A 17,229-nucleotide genomic window follows, 5' to 3' on the forward strand; every position below is an offset into this window, starting at 1 on the left:
CGCTACCACTCCAGCCGGTCTTCGCGCGCCTCCAGCACCCCGCTGTTGTCGCGCGACTGCACGCAGAGTTCGAGGCCGTAGAGCGAAAGCAGCGCGAGCATCTGCGCCAGCGAGATGCTGGCCGTGCCGGTGGTTTCGAGCGCCGACAGGCGCGGCTGGCCGATGCCGAGCGCGCTCGCGGCCTGCGCCTGGGTCAGTCCGTACTCTTTTCTGGCCGACAGCAGAATTTCGGCGAGCGCCGCCGGCGTATTGACGATGATCTTCATGGGATATTCCTGTGAAGCATAAAGCGATTATATGCCTCTGAGGCATAAATCACAAATATCGCTTATACGCATAAACAGGAAATATCGCCGTCACCGATATTTTGGGCGCGACCGCGCACCCGCCCAACTCAAACGGACGCCGCCTCCTTGTGCCGGAAACCCGCGCCAGTATGGCGCTCGGGCAGCGTGTCGCCCTCGCCGAACAGCTTGTGGCGCAACGAGCCCGGTTCGTAGGCGGTCTTATACAGCCCGCGATTCTGCAACTCGGGCACGATCAGATCGACGAAATCCTCGTAGCTCTCGGGCACCACGGTGCGGCTCAGATTGAAGCCGTCCACGCCCGCCTCCTCGACCCACGCCTGCAACTCGTCGGCCACCTGCGACGCGCTGCCGACGATGGCCGGATAGCGCCCGCCCAGTTCGAACATTTCCAGCAGCGAGCGGCGCGTCCAGCCGTGCTGCTGCGCCGTGCGCGTGGCCGATTCGATGGCGTTGCCCGGCGTGTAGTCGACCGGCGCGTCGAGATCGTATTGCGCGTAGTCGATGCCCGTGCTCGCCGCGAAGTGCGCAAGCCCCGCCTCGCGGCTCGCGTACTGGCGATAGTCCGCGTACTTCTCGCGCGCCTCGCGCTCCGTGGCGCCCGGCACGACCGCCGCGCCGACGAACACCTTCACGTCGTCGGGACGGCGCCCCGCGCGCACGAGCTGCTCGCGCAAGGCGCGTACCGTTTCGCGTCCGACCGCGCGATTGGGCGGCGAAATGAACACGCACTCGGCGTGGCGCGCGGCGAAACGCTGGCCGCGTCCCGAACTGCCCGCCTGAAACAGCACCGGCGTGCGTTGCGGCGACGGTTCCGCGAGATGGTAGCCGTCGACATCGTAATAACGCCCCTTATGCTGCACGCGATGCACCTTCGCCGGATCGGCGTAGACGCGCCCGGCCTTGTCGCGCCGCACCGCGTCCGCTTCCCAGCTGCCTTCCCACAATTTATACAGGACTTCCAGGTATTCGTCGGCGCGCTCGTAACGCTCGTCGTGCGGCAGCTGTTCGCGCACGCCCATGGCGCGCGCCGCGCTGTCCAGATAGCCGGTGACGATATTCCAGCCGATGCGCCCCTGCGTCAGATGATCGAGCGTGGAAAAGCGCCGCGCGAGCAGATACGGCGCTTCGTAAGTGAGATTCACCGTCACGCCGAAGCCCAGATGCTGCGTAGCCGCCGCCATCGCGGGCACGAGCAGCGTGGGATCGTTCACGGGCAACTGAATCGACTCGCGCAGCGTGACATCGACATTGCGCTGATAGACGTCGTAGACGCCGACGATATCCGCGAGAAACAGCCCGTCGAACAGGCCGCGTTCGAGCGTACGCGCGAGGTCCGTCCAGTAGGCGAGTTGGCGATAATCGGCCGAGCGGTCGCGCGGATGCGTCCACAGGCCGTGATTGATATGGCCCACGCAATTCATGTTGAACGCGTTGAGCAGAATCGGTTGCTTCGTCTTCGGCATGACAGGATGGCTTCGAATGGACCGGTGAGCGCCTCGCCCGCGCATCGCGGCAGGCGAGTCCTGCGGTCATTTGAACAGCCCCTGCGGCAATCCCCTACTAGAAAATCCGCGATTGCATATGAGGTTTTCGGCTATGGAGCAGGCACACCGATGCGCGCCGCCATGCTGAGCCGCTCAACCGCTCAACCGCGCAGGCACGCGGGGCAATCGTCGGCGCGTCGCGTGGCCTCGCTCGCTGGCGGCGCGTAATCCTCGCCGTCGATGTCGTAGCCCGACGGCTCCCAGCGAATCGCGAGCAGCACGAGCAGCGAGGTCAGCGGCGCGACCGCGATCACCCAGAACACTTTCGTGCCGAGCGCCGCCGCCAGCACCGGAAACAGAAACAGCGAAATCGTCGACGACGAACGCACGAGCGTCTGATTGAAGCCCACGCCGATACCGCGCAGCGAAGTCGGATAACTAAGCGACGCATACGTCATCGAATGCGAGCCGGGGCCGAAGCCCTGCCCGAACAGATACGCGCCCAGCAGCAGAATCGCGAGCGCGACGAACACGCCGCTCGACGGATGGCCGATCAACGCCAGCCCGATCAGCGCGGTGACTTGCAGCGCATGCCCTGCCACCGTCATCTTCCAGGCGCCGACGGTGGGCGCGGTGCGCACGCCAATCAGGCCGCCGACAAAAGCGAACAGCAGATTGAGCAGCAGCGAAGCGACGATGGTCGTGAGCGGCCCCTGCTTCAGAAAACTCGCGATGATCACCGGCAAGCCGAAGATGATCGCGTTATAGCCGAACGACGACGCCGCGCCGATGGTCGCCGCGAGTATCGTGCGGCGACGGTAGGTGGCGTTGAACAGCACGCCGTAATTGCGCCACGATGCGTCGCGCGGCGTGTGTTGCTGCGCGGTGGTGGTGTCGTCGCGCTCGACTACGGCGTCGACGCCCCACGAGCGTTTGAGAATGCGCGCCGCGCCTTCGAGATCGCCCTGATTCGCGGCCCACACCGGCGACTCGCTGATATACCGGCTGCGTACCGCGATGATCAACAGCGCCGGCACCGCGCCGAACGCGAGCGTCAAACGCCAGAGCCAGTCCGCGTGATGCGCGGGCAAAATCGCGTAGAGCGCGAGAATCAGCAGATAGCAGGTGCTCGTGGCCGCGTACCACGCGGGGCACCAGGCGGCCACGCTCGCGGCCTTGTTGCCGCGTCCGGCCACGCGCGAGAATTCGGCGAGAAAGGCCATCGCCACGGGCAGATCGAGCCCCACGCCGAAGCCCATCAGAAAGCGCGCGCCGCCGAGCACCCACGCGTTGGGCGCGAGCCCGGCCGCGATGGCGGCGACCACGAAGAACAGCATGTCGGCCATGAACACGCGATAGCGCCCGATGCGGTCGGTCAGATAGCCGCCGAACAGCGCGCCCAGAATCGCGCCGAACGTGATCGCGGCGGAGACGAAACCCACCTGCACCGGTGAGAGCGCGAATTCCCGCGCGATGTCCTTCACGCCGTAGGCGAGCGAGGTGAGATCGTAGGCGTCGAGAAACACGCCGCCGAGCGCGATGGCAATCACCACGCGCGCCTTGCTGCCCGTCTGCGCCCCTTCGTTGACGATGCGCGCGACGTCCTGCGCCGAGCGGATGACGGGCCGCGTGGGCGGCGCGGCGGCGTCGGTGCGCGCATCGAGGCGATCGGCAGGATCGGCGTGCGCGGGAACGGCGAGAGTCGACATGAGCGGAATCCGTGCGGAGTGACGATCGGTGCATCGTAGTCATCGCCCGGTCCGCCGCAAAACGACGAATACGCATATGCTTCGCGCGAGACGTGCATTGCGTGCATTGCGTGGTGTGGCCGCATCGCACCCCAGATCCGCCAGTCGGTCCAGCCATAAGCACGCGCCGCGATGTGCTTATCAGCCTGCGTGCGATAAACAACGTGCGCGAAATTGGTTGGGCGCGGCCCGCCCGCGTCCTAGCATCGCCCCATCTTTCACTCCGCCACGGGCGCCCTGACTATGAACAAGAACAAAAGAACCCTGATCGCCGCGGGACTCGCCTCGCTTACGCTCGTCGCCGGTCTGTTCGGGCCGCTCGCCTCGGCGGCGCAGGCCGCGCAGACGCTGCGCGTGGGCATCATGTCCGGCGAGGACGAGGACGTCTGGCGCGTGGTGGCCGCGAATGCCGCGCAACACGGCCTCGACATCAAGGTGACGACGTTCTCCGATTACACGCAGCCCAACGAGGCGCTGTCCGAGCACGATCTCGACGCCAATTCGTTCCAGCACAAGCCCTATCTCGACGCCCAGGTGGCGGCTCGCCACTACACCATCGTGCCGGTGGGCTTCACCTATGTGCAGCCGATCGGGCTCTACTCGCGCAAGTATCCGTCGGTCGCGGCGCTGCCGCAGGGCGCGACCATCGGCGTGCCGAACGATCCGAGCAACGAAGGCCGCGCGCTGCTGCTGTTGCAGGGCCAGGGGCTCATCAAGCTGCGTAGCGACGTCGGCCTGCTGCCCACGGCACGCGATATCGCAAGCAATCCGAAGCAAATCAAGATCAAGGAACTCGATGCGGGGATCGTCGGACGCGCGATCGGCGATCTCGATGCCGCCGTGGTCAATACCGACTGGGCGATCAAGGCCGGCATCCGCATTCCGCAAGAGCGCATCGCGCAGGAAAAGGTCGATGGCAGCCCGTACCGCAACTTCATCGCCGTGAATGAGAAGGACGCGAACGCGCCGTGGGTGAAGACGCTCGTCGCCAGCTACCAGCAGCCGAACGTGGCGGCGAAGATTCTCGCCGTCTATCACGGCGTGACGCTGCCCGCCTGGAACGGCGCGCCGCAGCAGTAAATTCTCACCGGCAGTCATCAATCTGTCATGACCAGGCGGCGCCCTGCCGCCTGACCTTGCAGCGCGGCGCGGCGCGAGCGGCATTTGCGGCTTCGCCCTACACTGTCGAGCGAGCGCAGCACGCGGCAACCGCCACGGCCGTGCGCCGAATGCCGACCGCAAGGAGCCGCGTCATGCCAACGAAAACCGTGAAAATCCCCGGGCCCGATCATCCGATCACGATCGAGCCCACGCCGAAACGCGTGGTCGTGAAGATCGCGGGACACACCCTCGTCGACACGCGCCACGCGCTCACGCTGCGCGAAGCGAACTACCCGCCGGTGCTCTACGTGCCGCGCGAGGACACCGACATGTCGCTGCTCGCGCGCACCGATCACAGCACCTGGTGCCCGTACAAGGGCGACTGCGCGTACTACTCGATCGTGCCGGGCGGCGAGCGCTCGGCGAACGCGGTCTGGACCTACGAGCATCCGCACGCGGCCGTCGAGCCGATCAGAAACCTTCTGGCGTTTTATCCCGACCGAGTGGACGCAATCGAGCAGCTGGACTGACTGCGCGACGCCTGAACGCGTGCCGGCCGCCGCCGCTCAACGCGCCTTGCGCGGCGCGGGCACGCCGATCAGCAGCGCCGCGCCGCTCGTCACGAGCAACGCCGCCAGCACGTAGAGCGCGTTGTCCATGCTGCCCGTGTGCGTCTTGATCAGGCCGATGGCCCACGGGCTCACGATGCCGCTCGTAATGCCGATACTGCTGATCAGCGCGATCCCCGCCGCCGCGGCCTTGCCCGAGAGATACGCGGGCGGCACGGACCAGAAGATCGGCAGCGCGGCGAAGATCAGCACGGCGGCGATCGACAGTATCGCCATCATCGCCGCGAAGCTCGCCAGATGCAGCGTGAGCAGCGAGAGCGCGAGGCCGCCGCCGACCGTGCAGGCCGCGAAGTGCCAGCGCCGCTCGCCGCGCCGGTCCGAGCGCCGTGCGATCAGCATCAGGCCCACCGCGCCCACCGCATTCGGAATCACGGTGTAGAGGCTGATCGCCAGCACGTCGTGCACGCCGAAGTCGCGGATCATCAGCGGCATCCAGAAGTTGAGCGTCAGCGACGCGCAGGTCAGCGAGAAGTAGATGAACGCGAACAGATAGACGCGCGGATTGCGCAGCGCGGCCCCGAACGAGCGCGAATCGTGCGAGGAATGCGACGCGTGCGCGTCATCGCGTTGCGCGATCAGTTGGGACTTTTCCGCGTCGCTGAGCCAGCGCGCCTGCTCGGGACCGTCGACGAGCCAGAACGCCGCCAGCAAACCGAGCAGCACGGCGGGCAGCCCTTCGATGGCGAACATCCAGCGCCAGCCTTCGAGTCCGAGCACGCCGCCCATGTCGCGCATGATCCAGCCCGAGACGAGCCCGCCCAGCACGCCCGCCACCGCGACGCCCGCGAAGAAGATCGAGAACACGGCCGCCCGCCGGCGCGGCGCAAACCAGTAGGTCAGATAGAGCACGATGCCCGGAAAGAAGCCCGCCTCGAACACGCCGAGCAGAAAGCGCAGCGCGTAGAAATGCGTGGGCGTGTGCACGAACATCATGCAGGTCGAGGCGATGCCCCACAGCAGCATGATGCGCATGAAGGTGCGGCGCGCGCCGAACCGCGCGAGCAGCATGTTGCTCGGCACCTCGCAGAGCACGTAGCCGATATAGAAGATCGCCGCGCCGAGCCCGTACATCGCATCGCTGAAACCGAGGTCGTGCTTCATCTGCAACTGCGCGAAGCCGATGTTGATGCGGTCGAGAAACGACACGACATAGCAGACGAACAGAAACGGGATGACGCGCCACGCGACCTTGCGAAACAGCAGGTCGTCGCTGGCGCTGGCCGCGCCCGAAGCGTGGGCGGCGGGCGCGAGCGGACGCTCGGACGCGCGGTCCGTGATGATCGATTGAGGCATGAGCCTGTCTCCAAACATTGTGGCGAATCCCGCGTGGCGGGCTTTCGGTCGCCGGCGTCTGACGCGCCGTGGCGGCTCACAGTCGCCCCACCCCGTTCGGCGCGACGCGCACGGTGCGGGGTGGAGACTGTGGGGCCATCATAGGAGTGGCCCAATTTGTTTGTCAATACCAAATCAATTCGCCCAATGCTAATTTTATTGATCGGATGAATGGGCGAAGTGGCGGACGCCGTGTCCCGCAGACGGCGACGGACAGGCGCGCGCCGTTTTCACGGCGCTGGGCGTCGCGGCCAAAACGTCGGGCTGGGCGGAATGGAGAAACGCGGAACAGAGGAAACAGGCAGCGCAAGCGCGAGCGAGCGTTGGCGTAGTTTGGTCAGATTACTTTGGAATGCTGATTACCCAGCCGAGCGACGCCGCGCGCCGCGTGCAAACTGCTCGCGATACGCCGCCGGACTCGTGAGCGCGATGCGCCGGAAATGCCGCCGCAGCGATTCTTCCGAGCCGAAGCCCGCGAGTTCGGCCACGCGCTCCATGCTCAGCGTCGGCCGCGCTTCGAGCAGATCGCGCGCGACGCTCACGCGCTCGCGCACGACCCATTCGTATGGCCCCATCCCAGTCGCGTCGAGAAACTGCCGCTGCAGCGTGCGCGGGCTCATCGCCGCGCGCGCCGCCAGCGACGCCACGCTATGTTCGAGCCGCGGATTCGCGCGCACCCAGTCCATCAGCCGCGCGAGCGGACTGCTCTCGTCGCGCGGCATCGGACGCGGCACGAACTGCGCCTGTCCGCCCTCGCGATGCGGCGGCACGACGAGCCGCTGCGCGACGCGGTTGGCGACTGCGCCGCCGTGGTCGCGGCGCACGAGGTGCAGCAGCATGTCGATGCCCGCCGCCGATCCCGCCGAGGTCAGCACCTGCCCTTCGTCGATATAGAGCGCATCGGCTTCGACCTGCAGCTGCGGATAGCGCTGCTGCAACTTGTCCGCGTAACGCCAGTGCGTCGTGACGCGCTTGCCGTCGAGCACGCCCGCCGCCGCCAGCACGAACACGCCCGAACAGATCGAGCACAGACGCGCGCCGCGCGCGTAAGCAGCGCGCAGCTTGCGCAGCAGGGCTTCGGGCGGACGCTCGTCGGCGTCGCGCCAGCCTGGAATCACGATGGTCTGCGCGCGATCGAGCATCGCCAGCGTATAAGGCGCCGACACGGTCACGCCACCCGCCGCGCGCAATGGTCCGCGCTCCGCCGCGCACACGGCAAAGCGATACCACGCGACGTCGAGTTCGGGCCGTTCGAGCGCGAACAACTCGGTCACGCAGCCGAATTCGAAGGTGCAAAGCCGGTCGTAAGCGAGCGCGACGACGAGGTGAGGAGCGGATTGAGGAGCCGGTTCGGACATGGCGCGATGTTACCGGAAAATGACGATCGCGCCACTGTCGTCACGACGGCGAACCACGCGAAAATAGCTCGCATCGACACCCGAAACCGGAGCATAACGATGTCCACGCAGCCGCAGCTTTCTCCCTCCTTCGTCAGCGAAATTCCCGCCGCCGCGAGCGCGGACGCGCTGGCGCATTTCGGCGCCTCGCTGGCCTTCGAGACCGATTGCTGGGACGTGCACGCCACGCTCGCCGATCGCAGCCGCCCGCCCGATTTCGTGCTGCTCGACGTGCGCGGCCCGGCGCTCTACGCCGAGGGTCATGTGCCCGGCGCGGTGAATCTGCCGCACGGCAAGATCGTCGCCTCGAAGCTCGACGCGTATGCGCCCGATACGCTGTTCGTGACGTATTGCGCGGGCCCGCACTGCAACGGCGCGACGCGCGGCGCGATCCGGCTCGCGCGGCTCGGCCGCCCGGTGAAGGTGATGATCGGCGGCATCACCGGATGGCTGGACGAAGGCTTCGAACTCGAACGCGGGATCGAGCCCGGCTAGCCGCCAGATTCGGTCGATTCACCGTTCGATTCGCCAGGCGCATCGGCTGGCTCGTCCCCGACGCGCACCAGCAGCACCGCACACGGCGCCTGACGCGCGACCCGCTCGGCCACGCTGCCGAGCAACGCGCGGCGCATCCCGCGCCGCCCGTGCGTACCGATCACGACGAGCCGCGCACCACACGCCGCCGCATCGCGCGCGATGCCGCTCGCGATATCGTCGTTCAGGCTCGCAAGCTGCATCAGATCGGTCTCGCACGCCACGCCCGCGATCCGCGCCTGCTCATCAGCGTCCTTCAGCAAGCGCCGCGCGTCGCCGCGCCAGGCATCCAGCAGATCGGCGGGCACGTAGCTCGCGCCCAGCCCGAACGGCGATGTGGCGTCGAGCACATGCAGCACGCGCAGCTCCGCCCCGCAGATATCGGCGAGCCGGATCGCATGCGTCAGCGCCGCGCGCGACGTCGCGCTGCCGTCATAGGCGACCAGAATCCGTTCATACATCGCGCATCCCTCCTCTTGCGTTGCAGCCGTTGTCTTTACACTTTTTGACTTTAGAGCCCGACGAAAAGAGGACGTTGACAGGTATCAAACGGTTATTGAGCGAGCGTCCGGGATCGCTACAATCGTGCCCATCCGTCACAGGAGGCGCGCGCAACGATACGCTCCCTGCGCGCCACGCCACACGCCAACAAGGACCGCCGTCATGATCACCTGCAGCCTGCGTTACGTCATCGACCCTTATCGTCTGGCCGAATTCGAGGCCTACGCCAAAATGTGGATTCCGCTCGTCGAGCGTTTTGGCGGCCAGCATCACGGCTACTTTCTGCCGTCCGAAGGCGCGAATAACATCGCGCTCGCGCTGTTCTCGTTCCCGAGCCTGGCCGCCTACGAAACCTATCGCGCGCGTTCGATGGACGATCCCGACTGCCAGGCGGCCTTTCAGTACGCCAACGAGACCCGCTGCATCGTGAGTTATGAACGCAGTTTCATGCGGCCCGTATTCGGGTAGGATGCGGGATAGCGCGCGCCTGGCACCCGCCGCCGCGCCCAGCCGCTGCGCGCCGGACCGCGCGCGCCCCAACCTCGCCACCACACCGCACCGACATGCAACAAGGCACCCCGGCCACCGCCGCCAGCTTTGCCAATATGGGCGTCGACCTGCTCGACTTCTTCGACGTCACGCCCACTTCGCTGTGGCTCGAGGACTATAGCCAGCTGCGTTCGCTGTTCGAGCGCTGGCGGGCGGCGGGCGTCGTCGATATTCGCGCCTGGCTGCTGGAAGATCCGCGCCGCGTCGCCGAATGCTCGGCGTGCATCCGCGTGCTCAAGGTGAACCAGCACACGCTCAAGCTCTACGGCGCGAGCAGTCACGAGGAGCTCACCGCGCGCCTCGCCGACGTGCTGCGCGACGACATGTTCCAGGCGCACGTCGGCGAACTCGAACGGATGTGGGTCGGCGAAACGCGCTTCCAGAGCAAGAGCGTGAACTACACGCTCGGCGGGCGGCGCATGGACATTCTGCTGAGCGGCGTGATCCTGCCCGGCCACGAGGACGACTGGAGCCGCGTGCTCGTGGCGATCGAGGACGTCTCCGCGCTGGAGGACGCGCGTCAGCGCGCGGCCGCGAGCCAGCTCTACGCGCAGGGCATTTTCGAGCACTCGCCGGTGTCGCTGTGGGTCGAGAATTTTTCGGCGATCCGCGAGCTGATCGAAGAAGCGCGCATGCAGGGCATCGTCGATTTCCGCACGTTCACCGACGTGCATCCCGAGTTCGTCGAGCGCTGCATGAGCGAGATTCAGGTGATCGACGTGAATCACTACACGCTCGGCATGTATCGCGCGCCCGACAAGGCCACGCTGCTCGCGCGCCTGCCCGATGTGTTCCGCGACGAGATGCGGCCGCATTTCCGCGAGCAGCTGCTCGACCTCTGGGAAGGCCGCCTGTTTCAGCAGCGCGAGGTCGTCAATTACGCGCTCGACGGCAGCGAACTGAACGTGCATCTGCAATTCTCGGTGTTTCCCGGCCACGAGGAAAAGTGGGATCTCGTGCTGCTCGCGCTCACCGATATCACCGCGCGCAAAAAAGCCGAGGCTTACCTCGAATTCCTCGGCAAGCACGACGTGCTCACGAAGCTCAAGAATCGCTCGTTCTATGTCGACGAACTGAACCGTCTGCAGCGCAAGGGGCCGTTCCCGGTCAGCGCGATCGTCGTCGACATGGACAATCTGAAGACCGTCAACGATCAGCTCGGCCACGCGGCCGGCGACGCGCTGCTGCGCCGCGCGGGCGAAGTGCTCGCGAAGGCGATCCAGAAGCCCTATCACGCGGCGCGCATCGGCGGCGACGAATTCGCCGTGCTGATGCCGGGCGCGGACGTGCGCGACGCGGAAATCGTCGCGGACAGCATCACGAAACTCGTCGAATTGAACAACCAGTTCTATGGCGGGCCGCGTCTGAGCTTTTCACTCGGCTGGGCCAGTTGCGAGGAAGGCGAGAGTGTGGAGGCGATGCTGCGCGAAGCCGACGCCGCAATGTACGAGGCCAAGCGTCACCGTTATGAACTGCACCGCAATGGCGCGGCGAATGAGGATTTGCGCGCTTCGGCGGGCAAGGGCGAGGCGTAATGGAATGTAAAACTGGAACGTAAAACAGTGGCGCAAAACACGCGACGTCGACGCGTGATGCCGTGATGTCACGCCCGCTGCGTAATAAAGCGCAACGCAAAAACGCAACGCAAAGACGCAACGACAAAGCGCACCGCAAAACCCGCGCCAGAAATGCACACCGGGAGCAAGGCGCGACGCGCCCTGCTCCCGGCTTGAGATGCGTTGCCGCCCGAAGGCGTGCCACGCGGCGGAGGCAGGCGGTAAGTTACCGCCCGCGCCCGCCCGGTTCGACGACGCGGCTAACCGGACCTTGCGGAACGGTCAGCCGGCGGCAGACGACATCACGACGCGTTGACGGCGTCCTTGAAGGCCTTGCCAGCCGTGAACTTCACCGTCTTCGCCGCAGCGATCTGGATTTCCGCGCCCGTGGCCGGGTTACGGCCGACGCGAGCGGCACGTTGGCCGGTCGAGAACGAACCGAAGCCGACGAGCTGCACGGAATCGCCCGACGTGACCGCCTTGGTGACCACTTCGAGGATCGCGTCGATTGCGGCTCCCGTGGCTGCCTTGGTCTCGCCCGTGCTTGCGGCGACTGCGTCAATGAGTTCCTGTTTGTTCATCTGCTTCCTGTGTTGAGTTGAGAAAACCTGCATACCCTACCGCACAAGGGCGAAACAGGCAAATCGCGTTGCATATCGAAACCTCCGGCACACGGGGCTTACACCGCCTTGTCACAAACTGGAACGATTCGTGCAGAGCGATTTTCTCGCTTATTTTGTATCTATTTCGCCTATTTTCACAAAAACCACCGATATTCGCGTGCGTGGATGGCGTTCATGAAATCGAGATGGTCTTGACGTTTATTTTCGCAAAAGACCATCGTAAAGTCCTCGCCGAGCCCTTCGCGCACGCCCGAATGCGTGCGCATGGCGGCCACCGCCGCGAGCATGTCGCCCGGAAAATCGACGCCGCTGGCGCGGTTTTCGTTGAGCGGCGCGATGGGTTCGCGCTGCGCGTCGAGGCCATGTTCGATGCCCGCGAGGATCGCGGCGAGCACCAGATACGGGTTGGCGTCGGCGCCCGCGAGACGGTGTTCGATGCGCAGATTCGCCTCGTCGGACTCCGGAATGCGGATGCACGCGTCGCGATCCTCGAAGCCCCAGCTCGCCCGGCTCGCCGCGTTGACCATCGCGCCGTAGCGGCGAAATGCGTTGTGATTGGGCGCGAACACCGGCATGCAATGCGGCAGCAGCGCGAGGCAGCCGGCCACCGCGTGACGCAGTCCGCGCCGGCCGTTCGCCGCGAGCGCGTTGCGGCCCGCCTCGTCGTAGAGACTCACGTGCACGTGCATGCCGCTGCCCGGCGCGTCGAGCCACGGCTTCGACATGAAGCTCGCGCGATAACCGTGCTTCGTGGCCACGCCGCGCGTGCTACGGCAAAAAAGCGCCGACCAGTCGGCGGCGCGCAGCGCGTCGTCGCAATGACCGAAGTTGATCTCGAACTGGCCCGGTCCGAGTTCCGCCGTGATGACGGTCGCGTCCACGCCCTGCTCGCGCGCCGCGTCGACCATCTCGTGCAGCACCGGCGCGAAACGCGAAAGGCGCTCGATATGCATGTTCGGCTGATCGTCCTCGTCGCCGCCGAGCGGATCGCGCGCGTGACGCGGCACGCCCTCGCTGAGCTTCGCATCGAACAGATAGAACTCCAGTTCGAACGCGACCACCGGCTTCAGTCCGCGCCGCCGGAAACGTTCGAGCACGCGCGCGAGCACTTCGCGCGGTTCGAAGCCGATGGGCGCCGCCGTGCCGTCCGAGGTGATGAGCATCTGCGCGAGCGGCTGCTGTTCCCAGCGCACGCGCTTGAGCGTGCCGGGCACGAGGCGGCGCGGCGCGTCGGGGTCGCCGTCGCGAAAGCAATAATCGCCGATCGGATAGACGCCGCCTTGCGCGCCGAGCAGGATGCAGTTCTGCGGCAGCTTGAGCATCGCGCCCGCGGCGACCTTTTCGAGCATGTCGATCGGATAGCGCTTGCCGTAGAAATGCCCCGGAAGATCGAGGCAGATCAGATCGACGTAACGCACGTCGGGATGCGCGGCGCGAAAGGCGCGGACTTCGGCCAGCAGGTCGTTTTCGTGTGAGTTCGCGCTGGTGTTGGCGTAGGCGTTTGCATTGGCAATCACTTCGATTTCCTTTTGTGTCGCGTTTCGTTTCGCGAGAAGTCGGACGTCTTGCTTGCTTTTAATTCGGATTCCGTAAAATTATCAATGCGCGTGCGCCGATGCGCGCCGTTCAGACGCGCGTCTGCAAACGTCAAACTACGCGAACACCCAGAGCACGCGCGCGTTCTGTTCCGAGCGGTTCGCGTAGCTGAAACGGCAGCGCGACGGCAACTGGAAGCTGTCGCCGGTGCGCAAAGTGACCGCGTCGTGTTCGCCGTCGACCCAGATCGTCAGCTCGCCTTCGAGCACGAAGCCGCCCTGCTCGTCGCTGTCGTCGACGGGGCGCTCGCCGCTCGTCGCGCCCGGCTCCAGCAGGCTCTCCAGCATCGAAAAGCCCGACGACATCGTCGGCGACACCAGCACGTCGGTGATGCCGCCGCCGTAATACAGCGTGCGCCGCTCGCTGGGCCGCGTGACCCACGGCAGCGCGCGCGGTTTGCTCACGCTGTAGAAGTACGTGGTGGGCGTCTGCAGCGCCTCGCCGATGGCGGTGAGATCCGCCACCGTGGGCCGCGACAGGCCGCGCTCGACCTGCGAGAGAAAGCCCACCGAGCGCCCGATCCGGCTCGCGAGGTCGGACAGCGTCACCTTTTTGTGTTTGCGCAGATCGCGAATCAGGATCGCGAGACCTTCGATTTCTTCCTGTTTGTCCATGTGCGTTCGATTCGGTCGGAGCGGGGCCGGGTCGCTAAACGACGTCGCGCAATCGATACCAGAGCTTGCCGAGCGCCTCCAGCGGCGCGGCGAGCGAGTCGCCGCCCGGAAAGCGCGGATTATGAATGCCCTCGTAATGCGAGAGCAAGCGCGTGTCGCCGAGGATCGCGTCGCTGACGGCGCGCGCGGCGGCCAGCGTCGGCAGCACGCCGTGCCCCGAAAAACCTTGCAGCCAGTAGCGCCCGCGCGCGTGACCGACATCGGGCGTGCGCCGGATGCTGATGTCGATATGGCCGCCCCACGCGTAGTCCAGCGTCGCGCCGCGCAATTGCGGAAACGCGCGTTCGAGGCTCGGCCGGATCGCCGCGCGGATGTCCTTCGGAATGCCGCCGAGATAGGAACACGCGCCGCCGAACAGCAGGCGATGATCGGGACTCAGCCGGAAGTAGTCGGGCACGAACTGGTTGTCGATCACGCAACTATTGCGCGGCAGCAGCGACTGCGCGAGCGCCGGATCGAGCGGCTGCGTCGCGATCTGATACGTGCCGACGGGCAGCACGCGGCGCGCGAGATCGCGATCGAGGCGGTCGATATAGGCATTGCAGGCGAGCACGAGCGTGTCCGCGCAGAGCGTGCCATGCGGCGTCGCGACGACGAAACCCGCGGGCGTTTCGCGCCACTCGCGCACGCGCGTCTGCTCGAAAATGCGTCCGCCCGCGCGCTCGATGGCCGCCGCGAGGCCGAGCGCGAGCTTGAGCGGATTCAGATGCCCGGCCTCGGGATCGTATAGCGCCGCGCGATAGCGGCGGCTGCCCACCCACCCGGGCATCTCCGCTTCGTGAATCACGCGCAGCGCGTCGTAGCCCCACTTGCGCGCGGCTTCGTCTCGCGCCTCTTCGAGCAGGCCGACGCGCCCGCGTTTCACGGCGGTCCACAAACTCCCCGGCCGGTAGTCGATATCGAAACCATGACGCGCGGGCAGTTCACGCACTTCGCGCGCCGCCCAGCGCATGCTGTCCCACAGTTCGCGCGCGCCCTCGACGCCAATCGCCTGTTCGAGCGGTCCCATATCGCACGACCAGCCGAGCAGCGCCTGGCCGCCGTTGCGCCCGGACGCCGCCCACGCGACGCGGCTCGCCTCCACGACCGCCACGCGCTTGCCCGCCAGCGCAAGCCGCAGCGCCGTATGCAGCCCGCTGAACCCCGCCCCGACGACCGCGACATCGACGTCGTGCTCGCCTTCCAGCGCCGGCCGCGCGGGCAGTGCGCCGGGCCAGGTGCGGGCGTAGTAGCTCTCAACATGCTGGGTCGATTCGACGAACATGGCGGCATCCGTGAAATTTTACGTCACTATTTTCATGAAAAATTAGCACGACATTTTCACGGATGCAAATGGGGAGTTGCCCGATAAGGCGGCCAGGCGCCCGTCAAGCCGGGATTGGCGCGCAGTCGAAGCAGCGCGCAATGGGCACACGGAGTCGAGCGCAAAGCCGGGAGCAAAGCCGACGCCACGCGACCGGCTTGTCGAAGTTTGTAAAATATCGCGCTCGACTTCCGTTACCGCCCCCACCTTCAACCGCCGCCCTGCGATGCCCACCCCTGCCACCTTCCTGACCTTTCTCGCCGCGCTCTGCCTGCTCGAACTGTCACCCGGCCCCGATATGATGCTGGTCCTGGCGCGCGGGGTCGGTCAGGGCCGACGCACCGCGCTGTTCACGGTCGTCGGCATGGTGTTCGTCGCGGGAATCGTTCAGGTATCGATGCTCGTACTCGGACTCGCGACGCTGATCCACCGCTACCCGACCGCCTTGAACGTGCTGCGCTGGGCGGGCGCCGTCTATCTGATCTGGCTGGGCGTGAAAATGCTGGCGGCGAGCGCGTCCGGCCACACGCGGACGAAAAGCGAAGCGCCGGTGTCCGACTGGAAGGCGGTTCGGCAAGGCGCGCTCAACAGCCTGACGAACCCGAAGTCGCTGCTGTTCATGTTCGCGTTTCTGCCGCAATTCGTCGATCCGGCGCGCGGCCCGCTGTGGTCGCAGTTCCTGATCCTCGGTTCGATCCAGAAGCTGACCGGGATCGTTTCGCTCGGTGGCGTTGCGTTCGCCTCGGGCACCGTCGGCGAGTGGCTGCGCCGCTACCCCAGATTGATTGCCTGGCAAGAGCGCTTTACCGGCGTGGTGATGATCGCGCTCGGCGTGCGGCTGTTTTTCAGCGGCGGCGCGCCGGCGCGGCCTGTGAATCGCTAGAGGCGGGCTAGAGGCGGCTCAGGCCCGCCTCACGCTTTCCCCACCATATCGAGCAACGCGCGCGTCCCCGCGGACCGATCGTACATGCGCGTCGCGATCACCACTTCGCTGTAGCCGTTCGCCATTTCGAGCGGCTTGAACACCGCGCCTTCCACCTGAAAACGCGCGAGCGTGCGCGGCACCACGCCCACGCCCAGACCGGCCGCCGCAAAACTCAGCACACCCAACGAATCGGTGGTGCGCAGCACGTTCTTCGGCACGAAACCGGCTTCCAGACACAACTCCTGCACCCGATGACCGACGCCCACGCCGGGCGGATCGTCGACCACGATCAGGCGATCGTCGCCGACATCGCGCAGCGCCATGCGCCGCCGTTTCGCGCAGCGATGATCGTGCGCGAGCACGAGATCGAGCGGCGTGCGCGAGAACGGCGTGATGCGGATCGAGATCGGCAGCGGCCCCGGCGGCGAACGCAGAAAGGCCACGTCGATGCGCTCGTCGGTCAGCGCGTTCATCTGCGCCTGAACCGGAATGCCGCGCAGTTCGAGTTCGACGTCCGGCCGCTCCTGCGCAAAGCGCTTGAGCAGCGCCGGCAACTCCGGCTCCAGCGCCACCGAGTTGGCGTACGCGATACACAGCTTGCCCAGTTCGCCGCGGCTCGCGCGCCGCCCCGCCAGCACGGCGGTTTCCGCCTGCGCGAGCGCCTGACGCGCGTAATCAAGGAAAACCGCGCCCGCCGCCGTGAGTTCGATGCCGCGACGCACGCGCTGGAACACCTTGAAACCGAGCTGCGTTTCGAGCACTTTCATCTGCTGCGTGACCGCCGGTTGAGCGATGCCGAGGCGCTCGGCGGTGCGCCCGAAATGCAGTTCCTCGGCCGCGATCACGAAGGTGCGGAAGTAACGGAAGTCCATGGCCGCCCCGTTTAAAAATAAGATTATCTTATCAAAATCGCCGGTTTTGATTGATTGATTCAATCTACCTCAGGGGGTCAAATAGAGCCTGTCCCAG

General features: G+C 66.1%; 17 protein-coding genes. 6 read left to right on the forward strand and 11 right to left on the reverse strand.

Features of this window, described 5'->3' with window-relative positions; all coding sequences use genetic code 11:
• Positions 1–2 precede the first annotated feature (2 nt).
• The 3 genes from U4Y88_RS03105 to U4Y88_RS03115 form a co-directional block, all read right to left on the reverse strand.
• The gene (locus tag U4Y88_RS03105) at positions 3–266 is read right to left on the reverse strand and encodes a helix-turn-helix domain-containing protein (RefSeq protein ID WP_224009955.1); all 264 of its coding nucleotides are present in this window, start codon (positions 264–266) and stop codon (positions 3–5) included.
• Positions 267–394: 128 nt separating this feature from the next.
• Positions 395–1,771, reverse strand: a complete 1,377-nt coding sequence (locus tag U4Y88_RS03110; RefSeq protein ID WP_310630117.1) for an LLM class flavin-dependent oxidoreductase — start codon at positions 1,769–1,771, stop codon at positions 395–397.
• 182 nt (positions 1,772–1,953) lie between these two features.
• A complete protein-coding gene (locus U4Y88_RS03115) occupies positions 1,954–3,501 on the reverse strand; it encodes an MFS transporter (RefSeq protein WP_321782171.1) in 1,548 nt (515 codons plus the stop codon).
• 282 nt (positions 3,502–3,783) lie between these two features.
• Between U4Y88_RS03115 and U4Y88_RS03120 the strand changes: the two genes are divergently transcribed.
• Both U4Y88_RS03120 and U4Y88_RS03125 read left to right on the forward strand, forming a co-directional pair.
• Positions 3,784–4,620, forward strand: coding sequence for a MetQ/NlpA family lipoprotein (locus U4Y88_RS03120; protein ID WP_205991658.1), 837 nt, complete (start codon positions 3,784–3,786; stop codon positions 4,618–4,620).
• Positions 4,621–4,793: 173 nt separating this feature from the next.
• Positions 4,794–5,171 (forward strand): DUF427 domain-containing protein, encoded by a 378-nt coding sequence (locus U4Y88_RS03125; protein ID WP_310630119.1) that lies wholly within the window; start codon positions 4,794–4,796, stop codon positions 5,169–5,171.
• Positions 5,172–5,207: 36 nt separating this feature from the next.
• On the opposite strand, the gene U4Y88_RS03130 is transcribed toward U4Y88_RS03125, so the two are convergent.
• Positions 5,208–6,563 carry an MFS transporter gene (locus U4Y88_RS03130; protein ID WP_321782173.1) on the reverse strand — a complete coding sequence of 452 codons (1,356 nt, stop codon included), beginning with the start codon at positions 6,561–6,563 and terminating at the stop codon, positions 5,208–5,210.
• 398 nt (positions 6,564–6,961) lie between these two features.
• Positions 6,962–7,960, reverse strand: a complete 999-nt coding sequence (gene ftrA / locus U4Y88_RS03135; RefSeq protein ID WP_321782175.1) for a transcriptional regulator FtrA — start codon at positions 7,958–7,960, stop codon at positions 6,962–6,964.
• Positions 7,961–8,059: 99 nt separating this feature from the next.
• Between ftrA and U4Y88_RS03140 the strand changes: the two genes are divergently transcribed.
• A complete protein-coding gene (locus tag U4Y88_RS03140) occupies positions 8,060–8,494 on the forward strand; it encodes a rhodanese-like domain-containing protein (protein ID WP_321782177.1) in 435 nt (144 codons plus the stop codon).
• Here the strand turns inward: U4Y88_RS03140 and U4Y88_RS03145 are convergent.
• A complete protein-coding gene (locus tag U4Y88_RS03145; protein ID WP_321782179.1) occupies positions 8,491–8,994 on the reverse strand; it encodes a universal stress protein in 504 nt (167 codons plus the stop codon). The two genes, U4Y88_RS03140 and U4Y88_RS03145, sit on opposite strands and share 4 nt — an antisense overlap.
• 202 nt (positions 8,995–9,196) lie before the next feature.
• Here U4Y88_RS03145 and U4Y88_RS03150 point away from each other — a divergent pair, with 202 nt between their 5' ends.
• The gene (locus tag U4Y88_RS03150) at positions 9,197–9,502 is read left to right on the forward strand and encodes an NIPSNAP family protein (protein WP_224009940.1); all 306 of its coding nucleotides are present in this window, start codon (positions 9,197–9,199) and stop codon (positions 9,500–9,502) included.
• 95 nt (positions 9,503–9,597) lie between these two features.
• A complete protein-coding gene (locus tag U4Y88_RS03155; protein ID WP_415774382.1) occupies positions 9,598–11,118 on the forward strand; it encodes a diguanylate cyclase domain-containing protein in 1,521 nt (506 codons plus the stop codon).
• Between the two features lie 323 nt (positions 11,119–11,441).
• Here U4Y88_RS03155 and U4Y88_RS03160 read toward each other — a convergent pair whose 3' ends face one another.
• The 4 genes from U4Y88_RS03160 to U4Y88_RS03175 form a co-directional block, all read right to left on the reverse strand.
• A complete protein-coding gene (locus U4Y88_RS03160) occupies positions 11,442–11,753 on the reverse strand; it encodes an HU family DNA-binding protein (RefSeq protein ID WP_161495561.1) in 312 nt (103 codons plus the stop codon).
• Positions 11,754–11,896: 143 nt separating this feature from the next.
• On the reverse strand, positions 11,897–13,276 hold the full coding sequence (locus U4Y88_RS03165) for a glutamine synthetase family protein (RefSeq protein ID WP_321782256.1): 1,380 nt from the start codon (positions 13,274–13,276) through the stop codon (positions 11,897–11,899).
• 138 nt (positions 13,277–13,414) lie between these two features.
• Positions 13,415–13,972, reverse strand: coding sequence for a helix-turn-helix domain-containing protein (locus U4Y88_RS03170; protein WP_224009938.1), 558 nt, complete (start codon positions 13,970–13,972; stop codon positions 13,415–13,417).
• 34 nt (positions 13,973–14,006) lie between these two features.
• Entirely contained in the window at positions 14,007–15,296 is a 1,290-nt protein-coding gene (locus U4Y88_RS03175; protein ID WP_321782181.1) for an FAD-binding oxidoreductase, read from the reverse strand.
• 76 nt (positions 15,297–15,372) lie between these two features.
• Here U4Y88_RS03175 and U4Y88_RS03180 point away from each other — a divergent pair, with 76 nt between their 5' ends.
• Positions 15,373–16,218 carry a LysE family translocator gene (locus U4Y88_RS03180; protein ID WP_321782183.1) on the forward strand — a complete coding sequence of 282 codons (846 nt, stop codon included), beginning with the start codon at positions 15,373–15,375 and terminating at the stop codon, positions 16,216–16,218.
• A 29-nt stretch (positions 16,219–16,247) separates the two neighbouring features.
• Here the strand turns inward: U4Y88_RS03180 and U4Y88_RS03185 are convergent, their stop codons facing one another.
• Positions 16,248–17,132 carry a LysR family transcriptional regulator gene (locus tag U4Y88_RS03185; RefSeq protein WP_224009931.1) on the reverse strand — a complete coding sequence of 295 codons (885 nt, stop codon included), beginning with the start codon at positions 17,130–17,132 and terminating at the stop codon, positions 16,248–16,250.
• Between the last annotated feature and the right edge of the window lie 97 nt (positions 17,133–17,229).

Source organism: Paraburkholderia sp. J94, assembly GCF_905220285.1.
Taxonomy (GTDB): Bacteria; Pseudomonadota; Gammaproteobacteria; order Burkholderiales; family Burkholderiaceae; genus Paraburkholderia; species Paraburkholderia tropica_A.

Excerpts from the sequence above, each read along its gene's own strand:
- ftrA (WP_321782175.1), bottom strand. The coding sequence starts at position 7,960 with ATGTCCGAACCGGCTCCTCAATCCGCTCCTCACCTCGTCGTCGCGCTC.
- U4Y88_RS03115 (WP_321782171.1), bottom strand. The coding sequence starts at position 3,501 with ATGTCGACTCTCGCCGTTCCCGCGCACGCCGATCCTGCCGATCGCCTC.
- U4Y88_RS03140 (WP_321782177.1), top strand. The coding sequence starts at position 8,060 with ATGTCCACGCAGCCGCAGCTTTCTCCCTCCTTCGTCAGCGAAATTCCC.
- U4Y88_RS03160 (WP_161495561.1), bottom strand. The coding sequence starts at position 11,753 with ATGCAGGTTTTCTCAACTCAACACAGGAAGCAGATGAACAAACAGGAA.
- U4Y88_RS03145 (WP_321782179.1), bottom strand. The coding sequence starts at position 8,994 with ATGTATGAACGGATTCTGGTCGCCTATGACGGCAGCGCGACGTCGCGC.
- U4Y88_RS03125 (WP_310630119.1), top strand. The coding sequence starts at position 4,794 with ATGCCAACGAAAACCGTGAAAATCCCCGGGCCCGATCATCCGATCACG.
- U4Y88_RS03155 (WP_415774382.1), top strand. The coding sequence starts at position 9,598 with ATGCAACAAGGCACCCCGGCCACCGCCGCCAGCTTTGCCAATATGGGC.
- U4Y88_RS03185 (WP_224009931.1), bottom strand. The coding sequence starts at position 17,132 with ATGGACTTCCGTTACTTCCGCACCTTCGTGATCGCGGCCGAGGAACTG.
- U4Y88_RS03110 (WP_310630117.1), bottom strand. The coding sequence starts at position 1,771 with ATGCCGAAGACGAAGCAACCGATTCTGCTCAACGCGTTCAACATGAAT.
- U4Y88_RS03105 (WP_224009955.1), bottom strand. The coding sequence starts at position 266 with ATGAAGATCATCGTCAATACGCCGGCGGCGCTCGCCGAAATTCTGCTG.
- U4Y88_RS03175 (WP_321782181.1), bottom strand. The coding sequence starts at position 15,296 with ATGTTCGTCGAATCGACCCAGCATGTTGAGAGCTACTACGCCCGCACC.
- U4Y88_RS03170 (WP_224009938.1), bottom strand. The coding sequence starts at position 13,972 with ATGGACAAACAGGAAGAAATCGAAGGTCTCGCGATCCTGATTCGCGAT.
- U4Y88_RS03150 (WP_224009940.1), top strand. The coding sequence starts at position 9,197 with ATGATCACCTGCAGCCTGCGTTACGTCATCGACCCTTATCGTCTGGCC.
- U4Y88_RS03120 (WP_205991658.1), top strand. The coding sequence starts at position 3,784 with ATGAACAAGAACAAAAGAACCCTGATCGCCGCGGGACTCGCCTCGCTT.
- U4Y88_RS03130 (WP_321782173.1), bottom strand. The coding sequence starts at position 6,563 with ATGCCTCAATCGATCATCACGGACCGCGCGTCCGAGCGTCCGCTCGCG.